The following is a 12,551-nucleotide window of genomic DNA, read 5'->3' as shown; positions in this document are numbered from 1 at the left end:
GCGCACCGAGGAGAGCCCCATGCAGCCCGAGTCGTCCGCCGCACTCCGTCATCGCACCGTCGAGTCACCCGCCGGGCGCCTCCACCTGGTCGAGCAGGGCGCCGGCCCGCTGGTCCTGCTGGTGCACGGCTTCCCCGAGTCCTGGTACTCCTGGCGCCGCCAGCTCCCGGCCCTCGCCGCCGCCGGGTACCGCGCGGTGGCGATCGACGTGCGCGGCTACGGCCGCTCCTCCAGGCCCGCCGCGACCGACGCCTACCGGATGCTGGAGCTGGTGGAGGACAACGTCGCCCTCGTGCGCGCCCTCGGCGAGGAGAACGCGGCGGTCGTCGGCCACGACTGGGGCGCCACCATCGCCGCCACCTCCGCCCTGCTCCACCCCGAGGTCTTCCGGGCCGTCGCCCTGCTGAGCGTCCCGTACGCGCCGCCCGGCGGCCCCCGCCCCAGCGAGGTCTTCGGCCGGATCGGCGGCCCCGAGCAGGAGTTCTACGTCTCCTACTTCCAGGAGCCCGGCCGTGCCGAGGCGGAGATCGAGCCCGACGTGCGGGGCTGGCTCGCCGGCTTCTACGCCGCCCTGTCCGCCGACACCATGCCCTCCCCGGGCGAGCCCGACCCGCACTTCGTCGCCCACGGGGGCCGACTCCGTGACCGCTTCCCCGCGCACCGCCGCCCGGCCTGGCTCACCGAGGACGATCTCGACGTCTACGCGGGGGAGTTCGAACGCACGGGCCTGACCGGCGCCCTCAACCGCTACCGCAACGTGGACCGCGACTGGGAGGACCTCGCCCCCCACCGCGGCGCCCCGATCCGGCAGCCGTCCCTGTTCGTCGGCGGCGCCCTGGACGCCTCCACCACCTGGATGTCCGACGCCGTCGACGTCTTCCCCACCACCCTCCCCGGCCTGACCGCCTCCCACCTCGTGGAGGACTGCGGCCACTGGATCCAGCAGGAGCGCCCCGAGGAGGTCAACCGCCTGCTGGTCGACTGGCTCGACGCCCTCCCGAGCTGAACCGCCAGGCGTGCGGCGGGCCGACGCCGTCGGCAGGGACGGGGACCGGGAGGTACCGTGCGCCCCTCGGACATCGCGGTGCGGCCCGAGGCCGGCATCGTGGTGTTCGACTCCCGGCAGGTACCGGCTCCGCGTCCGTCAGCCCCAGTCGCCGTTGACCCACGCGACCAGCCGGGCGCGCTTCCGGCGGAGGCAGGGGGCGTCGTCGCCGTGCGCGCCGTCCTCGGCCCGCGGCGGGTACGCCCACTCGCCGGGCCCGTACTCGCCGTCGACGTGGCCGTCCATGCCGTCGAGCCCGTCGAGGAGACCGAGATCCATGTCGAGGCCGCCGAAGTACCGGCCGGGGGAGGCCGGTTCCATCGAGGCGGGACGGCTGTCCGCACCGGTCGCGGACCGGTCCTCGAAGCAGCCCTCGGCGAGGACCGGCTTCCCCAGCCACCACCCGGCCAGGAAGACGCCGTAGAGCGCCGTGGCCGCACCGAGCCGCCGCACCGTGCCGGTGGCGGGCATGCGTGGGGTGTTCCCTGACACGAGACGTTCCTCCCTACTGCCAGTCGCCCTCGAACCACGCCTCCAGGCGGGGCCGTTCATCCGTGTCGCCGCCGCAGGCACGGGCGCTGTCGGACACCACCACCAGGGCGCGGTACGACCCGGACCCCCCGGTGAAGGGGTCCGGCACCGGAACGGGCGGCTGCGGAACGGAGGGGGAGGCGGAGAAGTCCGTGCCGTACGAGGCCTGGCCGACGTGGCAGGCCGGGGCGACGGGCTGGCCCAGGTACCAGCCGGCGGCGAACACGCCGTAGACGGCGGCGACGACGCCCAGGCGGCGCGGGGTGATCCGGCCGCCGGTGGCGTTCACCGGCGCCTCCCTCGCGGGACACGGCGGGGGTGCGCCCGCGCCGGAGCGGCGGCCCCGGTGTCCTCCGGCCGGTCGCCGCGGAGGATCCGGGAGGCGGGTCCGTGGCCGGCCCCGGTCGTGCGACGCGGTCCTGGGCTTGTCGTGCTCATGGGGAGGACCCTATCGGGAGGGGCGCCCCACGACGGACACCGCACCCCCGCCCGGTCCCCCGGGCCGCGTGACGCGTGTCTCCCCGCCGGGAGGGGCAGAGCCCAGGTGTGTGGCCGGGAGGACCGGTAAGCCGTAGGGAATGAACGAGGAACAGCCCAGACTTCCCGCCCGTCAGGCCGGCGGTTCACCGGGTGCCGCGGAGCGCTGGCCTGGCTCCTTCGGCGCACCCCCGCGCAGCGCCGCCAACGCCCGCGCGCTCGAACCGCGCCGGGACGGCGAGGGCAGCCTGGCCCACGTCGTGGAGACCCTCCTCGACAAGGGCCTGGTCCTCAACGCCGACATCATGGTCTCGGTGGCCGGCGTCGAACTCCTCGGCATCCGGCTCCGCGCCGCGCTGGCGTCGTTCGAGACGGCGTCCCGCTACGGCCTGGAGTTCCCCGCCGGCACGGACACCGACACCGCCGCCTGGCGCGAGACCCGGGAGGAGAAGGAGACCTGCCCGCAGTGCTCCAAGAAGGTCCCGACCAAGCAGTTGCTGGAGGACTGGTGCCCCTGGTGCGGCTGGCGCAGCGCCCAGGCGCTCTCGGCCCGCGACACGGACGGTACCGCCGACGGCGGCGAGGGCGGTGACGGCACCGACGACGACGGCGCCCGGCAGCTGGAACAGGCGCCCCGGTCCACGTCCCCCAGGAGGACCACCCGGACCCGCACCACGGCCGCGCGCAAGAAGGACGGCGGCGACGACGGCGAGCCGGAGAAGGAGAAGGAGAAGACGCCCCGGTCCACGTCGACCAGGAGGACCACCCGGACCACCCGGACCCGCACCGCGCGCAAGAAGGAGGAGGAGACCGAGTGACGCAGCCGCGGCCTCCGATGAAGCCGACCCGTGACCCGCGGGTCACGCTGGACGACCTGGTCGAGGTGCTGCTGAACAAGGGCGCGGTGCTCCACCTCGACCTCATCGTCGCGGTGGCGGACATCCCCCTCATCGGCGTCAGCCTGCGCGCCGCCATCGCCGGCATGGAGACCATGCTGGAGTACGGCATGCTCCGCCAGTGGGACGAGTCCACCCGCGCCTGGGCGGAACGTTCCGCCGGCCGGCGCGACCTCGAACTGCGGGCCGGGGAGAGCCTGGTGACCCGGATGCACGGCGGCCACCTGCTGGAGGAGGGCGTGTACACCGGCTGGCGCCCCGGCGGCGTCCACCTCACGGACCAGCGGCTGGTCGTGCTGCGCCGCGACCCCCGCGAGGTGCTGTTCGAGGCGGGCATCCGCGACCTGCGCACCGTGCAACTGGAGACGGAGACCACCGTCGGCGGCGAACAGCGCACCCGGCTGCGGGTGGCCACCCTGGACGGCGGCACCGCGCTGCTCTCGGCGGCCGACCCGCACGGTCTGCACGAGGCGCTGACGTCGCTGAACCCCGCCCTGAGCGCCCTGCCGCCCGCGCCCGCGGGAGCCCCGCCGGGCGGGCTGGAGGGCCACCTCTGGTACCAGGAACCGCGGCGCAGCGGCCCCCTGTGGCGGGGCGGCAAGGGCAGGCTGGGGCCGACCGGGCTGTCCTGGAAGTCCCCCGTGGACGCGCGCCCGGCCCTGGTGGTGCCCTGCGAGGACCTGCTGGCCGCCCGCGTCGAGCCCGCCCGCAGTCCCGGCGGCGACGGGCGGGTGATCGTGGTCGAGACCGCCTCCCACGGGCGGGTCGTCCTCGCCGCGGACGACTTCGGACGCTGGGCCTCCGCCCTGGCCGCGACGGCCGCACCGAACACACCCGACACGTCGGACACGCCGAGCGGCGTGGCGTGACGGCGAGGCCCGCGGGCAGCGCAGGAAGGCAAGGAGAGGACGAACCATGGCTCTCACGGTCGACGAGAAGAGTCTCAAGCACGGCGTCCTGGCGCTGGTGCTCACCCTGGTCGAGGTCATCCAGGAGGCCCTGGAGCGGCAGGCGTTGCGCCGGATGGAGGGCGGCGACCTGACCGAGGAGGAGCTGGAACGCCTCGGCGACGCGCTGCTGGAACTGGACGAGGCGCTGGAGGAGATCAAGGAGGACCACGGCATCACCACCTCCGTGGCCGACCTGCACCGCGGCCTCGACGAGGTGGTGGACGACGTGGTGGACAAGCTGGTCAACCCCCAGCGCTGGGCGGAGGAGGCGGGCCGATGAGCGACACCGCCCTCTACGTGTACGCCCTGCTGCCCGACACCCCCGACGCCCCCGGCGACCCCGCCGAAGGCGTCACCGGCCTCGACGGGCGGCCCCTCAGGCTGCTGCGGGCTCCCGGCACGGGTCTCGCCGCCCTGGTGCACGACGGCCCGCCCGAGCCCTTCGAAGGCGGCGACGAGCAGGTCCGGCGCTGGGTCGTCGAGCAGGACCGGGCGGTGGTCGCGGTCTGGGAGCGGACCGGCGCCGTCCTGCCGATGACGTTCAACGTGCTGGTCGCACCCGGGGAGGACACCGCGGCCGAGGACCGGCTGACCGCCTGGCTCGCCGAACGCGCGGAGGAACTCGGCGCGCGCCTGCGGGAGTTGGCGGGGCGTGCGGAACTGCGGGTGGAACTGACCGTGGACCGGGAGGAGGCCGTCGGCGACGACGAGCGGGCCCGCGCCCTGGAGGCCGAGATGGCGAGCCGCTCGCCGGGCATGCGACGGCTGCTCGCCAAGAAGCTGGAGCACCTGCGCAAGGAGGCCTCCGAGCGGCTGGCGGACGGCATCCACGCCGACGTGCGCCGCCGGCTGGCCGCGGTGGTCGAGGACATCCGCGACCGCACCCGTACCGTCCGCGACCCCCGCGAGGCGGAGGTGCTGACCGCCGCGCTGCTGGTCCCGGCCGCGGAGATCGAGACGGTCGGCACCGTGCTGGCCGACGTCCAGGACAGCCACCCGGCCGTCCGCGTCCGCTTCCTCGGCCCCTGGCCCCCGTACTCCTTCACGGAGCTGACCTCCGGGCCCGCCGTCCCGGCCGCCCAGGCCGCCGCCCCGGGGCTCAGCGAGTGACCGGGCCGGGGGAGGTCGGCTGCAGCACGGCCTCGGCCAGCGCCTCGCGACGCAGGGCGGTGACGGCCTGGTACTCCGGATCGGCCACCATGCGGCAGAACGCCTCACGGCTCGGATAGCGGACCAGGAGGACGGCGTCCCAGGCCTGGCCGTCCCCCGCCACCAGCGGACTGTCGCCGGTGCCGGAGTACACCACCTCGCCCCCGTAACGGGGCAGGAAGGTCTTCCCGACCGCTCGGGAGTACTCCTCGTACGCCGCTCGGCCGCCGGGGGCGAAGCGGAGCAGGTTGAGCATGACGACGGGGCCGCCGGGATCCTCGGCCAGCAGGCGCTGGAGGTCCGCTCCGGTGGGATCGATGGCCATGAGGGCTCCTCTCGGGAGAGCTCGGGGAGCTCCGGGGGCGGGGGAGGGGGACGGAGCCCGGACGGGCGAACGGCAGCATACCGACCAGTACGCACCTGGGATAGCGTGCGGGCATGACCGACGCGCCGCCCCCCGCCCCCCTCCCGCGCCCCGCTCCCGTCCCGCATGACGCCCCCGTGCCGTCCGCGGCCCGCCGGGCCCGTGAACTCGGCCTCGGCGTCGGGCCGTTGCCCACCGGGACGCACAACGCGATCACCGACGTGTCCGGTGTGCGGGTCGGGCACACCACCGTGCGCCGGCCCCCGCGGCTCCACAGCGGCGTGACGGCGATCGTGCCGGACGGCGTGGGACCCGAACGCCCGCTGCCCGCCGGGGTTTTCAGCGGCAACGGCTACGGCAAGCTGATCGGCGCCACGCAGATCGCCGAGCTGGGGGTGATCGAGACGCCGGTCCTGCTGACCTCGACGCTCTCCGCCTTCCGGGTCGCCGACGCGCTGGTCGGCTGGGTGCTGGAACAGCCCGGCCGGGAACGGGTGCTGAGCCTCAACCCGGTGGTGGGGGAGTGCAACGACGGGCTGCTGTCGGACATCCGGTCCCGCCCGGTCCGTGAGGAGCACGTCCGGGCCGCCCTGGACGGCGCGGAGGCCGGGCCGGTGGCCGAGGGGTGCGTCGGCGCGGGAACCGGAACCACGGCGCTCGGCTTCAAGGCCGGCGTCGGAACCTCCTCCCGCGTGGTGCCGGTGGACGGCCGGGACGTCACGGTGGGGGTCCTGGTGCAGGCCAACTTCGGCGGGACGCTGCGGGTGCGCGGGCGCGAGGTGACCCCGGCCGACGTCGGCGTGCCCGCCCGGCCCCCCGCGGCCGACACGGGCTCCTGCATGGTGGTGGCCGCCACCGACGCGCCCGTGGACGCGCGGCAGCTGGGGCGGGTCGCCCGGCGGGCGGTGTACGCGCTGGGCCGGACCGGCGCCTCGTACAGCCACGGCAGCGGCGACTACGGACTCGCCTTCACGACGCGCCCGCCGGAGCGGCCGACCGCGGACGCGGCGCTGGACCCGCTGTTCCGGGCCGTGCTCGACGCGGTGGAGGAGGCCGTGCTCGACTCGCTGCTGACGGCCGAGGCGACGGAGGGGATCCGGGGCGACGTGCTGCATCCGCTGCCGGGCGACGCCCTCCTGCGGTTTCTGGCCCGGCCCGCCCTAGAGAAATAATCATTTTGCCTAAAGGTATTAGGCGACCTAGCCTCGATGCCGTGCGACAGATCTCCGACACCGACATCCGGTCCAGCTTCGTGAACTGCTCCAAGGGCGAGGCCAAGCGCCTCGGCCTGCCCCGCGACCTCGGCGATACGCCCTGGGACGACCTCGACTTCCTCGGCTGGCGCGACCCCGGGGCGCCGGACCGCGCGTACCTGGTCACCGAGCGCGAGGACGGCGGCCTGCTCGGCCTCTCCCTCCGGGCGGTGGCGGCGGGCCCCGCGCGCGGATTCACCGCGCGGTCGCTCTGCTCGCTCTGCCTGACCACCCACGTCCGCGGCGGTGTGGTCCTCATGTCCGCCCGCCGCACCGGCGAGGCCGGCCGGCAGGGCAACACCGTCGGCCAGTACCTCTGCTCCGACCTGGCCTGCTCCCTCTACCTCCGGGGGAAGAAGGAGAGCTCCGCGGGACGCGGCTTCGACGAGAGCATCGGTCTCGAGGGCAAGATCGCCCGGATGCGGGACAACCTCGACGCCTTCCTGCGGATGGTCACCGTCTGACCGCCCGGTGGCCCGACGGGCCGCCCGGACGCCGCGCCTCGGCGGTGTCTGCCGTGCCGGTCGCCGGACGCGGGCCACACTGGGACCCATGTCCGAGATCTCCCCGAACGCGCCGATCGTCCGCCGGTTCGCCCCGCGCCTGCGGAGCGTGGCCGAGGCCCGGAGATTCGTGCGGCACACCCTGGGCGACGCCGCCGCGCAGCTCCTGGCGGAGGACGCCGAGCTCCTGGCCGGCGAACTGGTCGCCAACGCCGTCCTGCACGCGCGCACCGACGTCGAGGTGGGCGTGCGGCGCAGCGGCGACCGGGTGGAGATCAAGGTGGCCGACGAACGGCCGGGGCTGGGACCGATGCCGCAGTACGAGATCCAGCCGTACGCGGCGACCGGCCACGGCCTCACCGTCGTCCAGCGGCTGGCCACCCGGTACGGCGTGGAGACCGGCGCCGACCGCAAGACCGTCTGGTGCGAGATCGGCCCCCCGGGCACCGCGCGGGAGGAGTCCGGCTGGGGGAGCGCGGCGGCGAGCGCCGCGCCACGGCGCACCGTGACGCTGATCGACCTGCCGCGCGCGCTCTACGCGGCCTCCCACCGCAACCGGGACGAACTGCTGCGCGAGCTGACGCTCGCCGCCTGCGCCGGCGACGACCTCGGCGTCCGGCAGGAGGACCTGCACGTCGCCAACGACGCCAACCACATGATCAGCTCCTGGGTGACCACCGCCCTCGACGAGCAGCCCCCCTCCGAGGGCGGAACCAGTTCCCTGACCCTCTCGGTCCCCGCGGACGCCTCACCGTCCGTCCTGGTCCTGCACCGGGTGCTGGACCGCGCCGAGGAGGCCGCCCGAAGCGGCCGGCTCCTGGCCCGCCCCGCCCTTCCCGCGGTGCGGGCGCTGCGGAGCTGGCTCTTCGGCCAGATCGCCGGGCAACTGGCGGGCGGGCACCCGACCGCCTGGACGGTGATCCCGCGCGACCCCAAGCCCGGCCCCCTGGAGACGGTGCCCTTCGACCCCGCCCAGGTGCGGGCCGGCCGGACCCCGACCGTCGCCGCCGACGAGGACAACCGGATCGTCGCGGTCAACGACGCCGCCGCCGCGCTGCTGGGCTGGGAACCGGACGAGCTGGTCGGGCGGAGACTCCTCACGATCATCCCCGAGCACCTGCGGCAGCGGCACGTGAAGGCCTTCACCTCCCTGCTGTTCACCGGCCGGGCCCGCATCCTGGGACGGTCGGTCCCGCTGCCCGCGCTGCACCGGGACGGCCGGCAGATCCCCGTCCGCCTGGTCATCCAGACGCAGCAGACCCCCGAGGGCCTGACCACCTTCGTCGCCCACCTGATCCCCCGCACCGGCGAGTCGGCGCCCGCCGCCCGCGACCGCGCCCTCGACGACGCGGAGCAGCCGGCCGGCCCGGAGGTCCGGCCCGTCCTCGCGCCGGTTCCGGAACGGCAGGTCGCCGGAGCCACACCGGTGGTCGGCGAGGCCATGGAGCGGCTGGCGATGATCGTGGACACCGGGCGCGCGGTCACCGACACCTCCGACCTCTTCCAGGGGCTGCGTGAGGTGTGCCGGATCCTCACCGTGCGGCTGGCCGACTGGTGCGTGATCGACCTGCTCGGCGCGGAGGGGACCGGTGAACGGGTGGGCGTGGTCCGGCGGGACCGCGGCGACCGCCCCGCCCAGGGCTTCGAGGGCGCCCTGCCGCCGTTCACCGCCGACGCGCGCGGGCCGCTGGCCCGGGTGCTGCGCGGAGCGGGTCCCCTGCTGATCACCGGCGGCCTGGCCGAGCAGCCGCCGGGCCAGATCGGAAGCCCGTTCGACGCCCGCCACCGGGCCCTCTTCGAGTCCCTGGGCGGCGACAGCGCCGTCGTGGCCCCGCTCCGCGCCCGCCGCGACGTCCACGGCGCCGTCACCCTGGCCCGCACCGACCCCGCGCGGCCGTTCACCGAGGCCGACCTGGCGTTCGCCGACGACCTGGCGCACGGCGTCGCGGTGGCCGTCGACAACGCCCGTCTGTACGACGAGACCCGCGGCATCGCCGAGCAGCTCCAGCGCTCCCTGCTGCCGGTCCTGCCGCGGATGCCGCACCTGGAGGTCGCCGCGCGGTACGTGCCGTCCTCCGTCACCGCGGAGGTCGGCGGGGACTGGTACGACTGCTTCGTGCTGCCCCGCGGCGACCTCGCGGTGACCATCGGCGACGTGGCCGGCCACGACCTGGCGGCCGCCGTCGCCATGAGCCAGCTGCGCTCCATGCTGCGGGGCATCGCCGTCGACCGGGAGGAACCGCCCGGCGAGGTGGTGCGGCGGCTCGACATCGCCAACCACACCCTCTACCGGGAGGCCACCGCCACCTGCGTCTACGGCCTGGTCCGGGGACCCCGGGAGGGCCCCTGGGACTTCGTCCACGCCGCCGCCGGCCACCTGCCCCCGCTGCTGACCACCGAGGACGGCGGGACCCGGTACCTGGAGGACGGCGTCGGCCTGATGCTCGGCACCGGCATCGACATGCCGCGGCCCGCCGCGTCCGTCCGCCTCCCGCCCCGCTCCACCGTGCTCCTCTACACCGACGGACTGATCGAGCGCCGGGACGAGGGACTGGGCAGCTCCCTGGAACGGCTGCGGCGGCACACCGCCGACCTCGCCCGCGAGCCGCTGGACGTGTTCTGCGACGAGCTGCTGATCCGCCTCGGCGCGGACGGCGCCGACGACATCGCCCTGCTCGCCCTGCGCCCCGTCCCACCGCCGCCTCCGGCGGACTGAGCCGCGACACGGCGGGCCGGCGGGCTCAGGCGTCCGGGCGGGCCGGGCTCCGGCGTCCTGGTGGGCTCAGGCGTCCGGGCGGGCCGGCTCGATCAGGGTCTCGGAACCCAGCGGGACGAACCCGGCGGCGAGGAAGGCGCGCAGCGAGCGCGCGTTGCCGGGGGCCACGGCGGCGAACACGGGCGCGTTCACCGGCAGCAGGGTCAGCGCGTCGGCCACGAGGGAGCGGCCGCTGCCGCGGGCGTGCTCCTCGCCCGGAGCCAGTTCGACGCTCAACTCGGCGCGTCCCGCGAGCCCTTCGGCCAGGGTCACCAGGCCGCGCGCATCGCCGAAGACCCGTACCGAGCGCCGCAGCCGCCGGGCGTGCCGCACCCGGGGATGCTCGTCCAGGCCGGACAGCGGGCGCAGCCGGGCCGCCGGGCCGCCGGCGCCGCGGGCGACCAGGACGACGTCGATCGTCCCGACCACCCCGGAAGGCCCCGCCAGGGCCCGCAGGAAGTCCGGCGCGAGCGACCCGCCGAAGCCGTCGGGGCCCAGCCCGAGCACCCGGTCGGCGGGCAGCGACGTGGCGACCACCGCGTGGCCGGTGAGGGCGACCGAGCACTCCGGCCCGAACGGCGGCCGGGGCAGGACGGTGACCGCCCCGTCGGCGTCCGGGAAGCGGCCCTCGGCGGCGTCCAGCAGCAGCGCCAGCAGCGGGTGGGGCGGCGCGAACTCCGCGCGGTGGGCGTCGAGGAAGGCCAGCAGTGCGGCGTTGAACCGTTCGGGCCGCTCCAGGTTGGGCAGATGGCCCGCGTCCGGCACGACGGTCAGGACGGAGCCGTCGATCAGCCGGTGGGTCACCTCCGCCTCCGCCACGGGCGTGTAGGTGTCCTCCGCGCCCACGACGAGCAGCACCGGAACCCGTGCGTCGGCCAACGAGGCCCGGTAGTCGGGGCGTTCGGCCCGCGCCCGGAGCGCCGCCGCCGCGCCCGCCGGAACGGTGGCGCGCATCATGGCGGTCACCTGGGCGGCCACCTCGGGCAGTTCGGTCACATGGCGGGGCGTGATCATGCGGTCCAGCACCTCGGCGGCGTACCCGTCCATGCCCTCCGCGAGGAGCCGGTCGGCCAGGGCGTTCCGCACGCGCCGGCCCTCCTCGGTCTCGGCCACCGGAGAGGTGTCGGCCAGCACCAGGCCCGCCGTGCGCGCCGGGTGGAGCCGGTGGAACTCCATGGCGATCTGCCCGCCCATCGAGAGCCCCACCACCACGGCCCGGGGCACCTCCAGGTGCCGCAGCAGCGCGGCCAGGTCCTCCGCGTAGTCCGACCACGCCGTCCCGCCCGGGGCGACCGGGGCGGCGCCGTACCCGCGCAGGTCCGGGAGGATCACCCGGTACCCGGCCGCGACCAGCGCCTCGGCCTGCGGGCGCCACATGCCCCGGTCGAAGGGGTGCCCGTGCACCAGCAGCACGGGCACGCCGTCCCCGGGCCCGAGGTCGTCGTGCACGAGCGTCACGCCCGGCCGGACGACGACGGCGGCCGAGCGCGCCCGCTGCCGGAGGGGGGACGATCCGGCGGAGCCGGTCCCGGCGTCGGCGCCCGTCTCGAACGGATGGATCACGGAGTCTCCCTCTGCTCGGTCTCCGCGGCCGGACGGCCGCCGACGCCATCATTCAAGATCCGCCGGGTGTCCGGGGCCCACCCGCGCTTTTTCGGCCGCACCCGGCCCCGCGTAGGCTGCTGCGGTGTTCGACGACCTGAGGATCGGCGTCCTGCCGCCCGGCCCGCGGTACCCCGTCCCCACCGTCCGGGTGTGGATCAACGGGGCCGAGGCCATCGAGGAGGCGGTGGGTCCGGGCGGACGGGGGCGGCCGGCCGTCGTCCTGCTGCCGGACGGCCGCCCGTCCCCGTTGCGCGCCACCGAGGAGCCGCGCCGGGTCGTGCTCGGCGAACCCGCCTGCACGGGCGGGTGCTGCGGGTGGCTGTCCGTCGTGGTGTGGCGCTGCGGCGGTGTGGTGGAGTGGGCCGACTGGGAGGCGCCCGCCCTGGAACAGCCGCCGCCCGCCTACCACTTCGACGCCGGCGCGTACGACGCGGAGCTCGCCCGCGCCGAGCGGGCACGCCGGCGGGAGGTCTACCCGGCGGAGGCCGGGTCCGCCGGGTCGGCCGCCGGGTCCGCGGGTTCCACCGCGGTGAGCGAGACCGTGCCGTCCTCCGCCACCGACCAGCCGGGGTTGTGACAGACCTCCCAACGGTGGCCGTCCGGGTCGGCGAAGTAGCCGTGGTACCCGCCGAAGGCCGCCCGCCGGGCCGGCTTGAGGATCTCCGCCCCCGCCTTCGCCGCTCGGGCCATCGCCTCGTCCACCTCCGCGGCCGAGCCCAGGTTGCACGCCAGCGTGAACGGGGTGCCGGTGGTGGCCGGACGGCCGATGTCGGCCCCCAGGTCGTCCAGGCCGAACAGGCCCAGTGCCAGGCCCTTGCCCACCTGGTAGAACACCACCTCGTCCGCCGCCAGCAGCGGACTCCAGCCCAGCCCCTCGCTGTAGAAGCGGCGACTCGTCCCCAGATCCCGCACGCCCAGGGTCACCAGGCTCAACTGCTGTGTCGTGGTCATGCGTTCACCGTAGACGCCGGCTCCGACGGCGACGGCGAGGCACGGACGCGGCACGCCGGGGTACCCGGCTGC

At 75.7% G+C, this 12,551-nt stretch carries 14 protein-coding genes; 9 read left to right on the top strand and 5 right to left on the bottom strand.

Features of this window, described 5'->3' with window-relative positions:
* Positions 1 to 19 precede the first annotated feature (19 nt).
* Complete coding sequence (locus tag ABZ836_RS26345) at positions 20 to 1,006, top strand: alpha/beta hydrolase (RefSeq protein ID WP_361146131.1); 987 nt, start codon at positions 20 to 22, stop codon at positions 1,004 to 1,006.
* A gap of 138 nt (positions 1,007 to 1,144) precedes the next feature.
* Here the strand turns inward: ABZ836_RS26345 and ABZ836_RS26340 are convergent, their stop codons facing one another.
* A complete protein-coding gene (locus ABZ836_RS26340) occupies positions 1,145 to 1,516 on the bottom strand; it encodes a hypothetical protein (protein ID WP_361146128.1) in 372 nt (123 codons plus the stop codon).
* Positions 1,517 to 1,550: 34 nt separating this feature from the next.
* On the bottom strand, positions 1,551 to 1,865 hold the full coding sequence (locus ABZ836_RS26335; RefSeq protein WP_361146125.1) for a hypothetical protein: 315 nt from the start codon (positions 1,863 to 1,865) through the stop codon (positions 1,551 to 1,553).
* A gap of 289 nt (positions 1,866 to 2,154) precedes the next feature.
* Between ABZ836_RS26335 and ABZ836_RS26330 the strand changes: the two genes are divergently transcribed.
* From ABZ836_RS26330 to ABZ836_RS26315, 4 genes are read left to right on the top strand one after another with little or no spacing between them, the layout of a single operon-like run.
* The gene (locus ABZ836_RS26330; RefSeq protein WP_361146122.1) at positions 2,155 to 2,871 is read left to right on the top strand and encodes a gas vesicle protein; all 717 of its coding nucleotides are present in this window, start codon (positions 2,155 to 2,157) and stop codon (positions 2,869 to 2,871) included.
* Complete coding sequence (locus ABZ836_RS26325) at positions 2,868 to 3,818, top strand: gas vesicle protein (RefSeq protein WP_356132032.1); 951 nt, start codon at positions 2,868 to 2,870, stop codon at positions 3,816 to 3,818. The genes ABZ836_RS26330 and ABZ836_RS26325 overlap by 4 nt, the downstream gene beginning before the upstream one ends.
* A 46-nt stretch (positions 3,819 to 3,864) precedes the next feature.
* The gene (locus ABZ836_RS26320) at positions 3,865 to 4,179 is read left to right on the top strand and encodes a gas vesicle protein K (RefSeq protein WP_356132034.1); all 315 of its coding nucleotides are present in this window, start codon (positions 3,865 to 3,867) and stop codon (positions 4,177 to 4,179) included.
* On the top strand, positions 4,176 to 5,009 hold the full coding sequence (locus ABZ836_RS26315; protein WP_361146118.1) for a GvpL/GvpF family gas vesicle protein: 834 nt from the start codon (positions 4,176 to 4,178) through the stop codon (positions 5,007 to 5,009). The genes ABZ836_RS26320 and ABZ836_RS26315 overlap by 4 nt, the downstream gene beginning before the upstream one ends.
* On the opposite strand, the gene ABZ836_RS26310 is transcribed toward ABZ836_RS26315, so the two are convergent.
* Entirely contained in the window at positions 4,999 to 5,373 is a 375-nt protein-coding gene (locus ABZ836_RS26310; protein ID WP_356132040.1) for a DUF1330 domain-containing protein, read from the bottom strand. The two genes, ABZ836_RS26315 and ABZ836_RS26310, sit on opposite strands and share 11 nt — an antisense overlap.
* A gap of 113 nt (positions 5,374 to 5,486) precedes the next feature.
* Here ABZ836_RS26310 and ABZ836_RS26305 point away from each other — a divergent pair, with 113 nt between their 5' ends.
* From ABZ836_RS26305 to ABZ836_RS26295, 3 genes are all read left to right on the top strand, one after another.
* Entirely contained in the window at positions 5,487 to 6,584 is a 1,098-nt protein-coding gene (locus ABZ836_RS26305) for a P1 family peptidase (protein WP_356132043.1), read from the top strand.
* A gap of 41 nt (positions 6,585 to 6,625) precedes the next feature.
* Positions 6,626 to 7,129, top strand: coding sequence for an FBP domain-containing protein (locus tag ABZ836_RS26300; protein ID WP_361146115.1), 504 nt, complete (start codon positions 6,626 to 6,628; stop codon positions 7,127 to 7,129).
* Between the two features lie 88 nt (positions 7,130 to 7,217).
* Positions 7,218 to 9,884: a SpoIIE family protein phosphatase gene (locus ABZ836_RS26295; RefSeq protein ID WP_361146112.1), complete on the top strand. Its 2,667-nt coding sequence runs from the start codon at positions 7,218 to 7,220 to the stop codon at positions 9,882 to 9,884.
* Between the two features lie 66 nt (positions 9,885 to 9,950).
* Here the strand turns inward: ABZ836_RS26295 and ABZ836_RS26290 are convergent, their stop codons facing one another.
* Positions 9,951 to 11,486, bottom strand: coding sequence for an alpha/beta hydrolase (locus ABZ836_RS26290; protein ID WP_361146109.1), 1,536 nt, complete (start codon positions 11,484 to 11,486; stop codon positions 9,951 to 9,953).
* Between the two features lie 124 nt (positions 11,487 to 11,610).
* On the opposite strand from ABZ836_RS26290, the gene ABZ836_RS26285 reads away from it, so the two are divergent.
* Positions 11,611 to 12,105 (top strand): hypothetical protein, encoded by a 495-nt coding sequence (locus ABZ836_RS26285; protein ID WP_361146106.1) that lies wholly within the window; start codon positions 11,611 to 11,613, stop codon positions 12,103 to 12,105.
* Here the strand turns inward: ABZ836_RS26285 and ABZ836_RS26280 are convergent.
* The gene (locus ABZ836_RS26280; RefSeq protein WP_361146103.1) at positions 12,000 to 12,479 is read right to left on the bottom strand and encodes a VOC family protein; all 480 of its coding nucleotides are present in this window, start codon (positions 12,477 to 12,479) and stop codon (positions 12,000 to 12,002) included. The genes ABZ836_RS26285 and ABZ836_RS26280 overlap by 106 nt on opposite strands.
* Positions 12,480 to 12,551 lie beyond the last annotated feature (72 nt).

It is taken from the genome of Streptomyces sp. NPDC047130 (genome assembly GCF_040643475.1).
Classification (GTDB): Bacteria; Actinomycetota; Actinomycetes; order Streptomycetales; family Streptomycetaceae; genus Streptomyces.
This window is presented reverse-complemented; position numbering and strand designations above follow the sequence as displayed.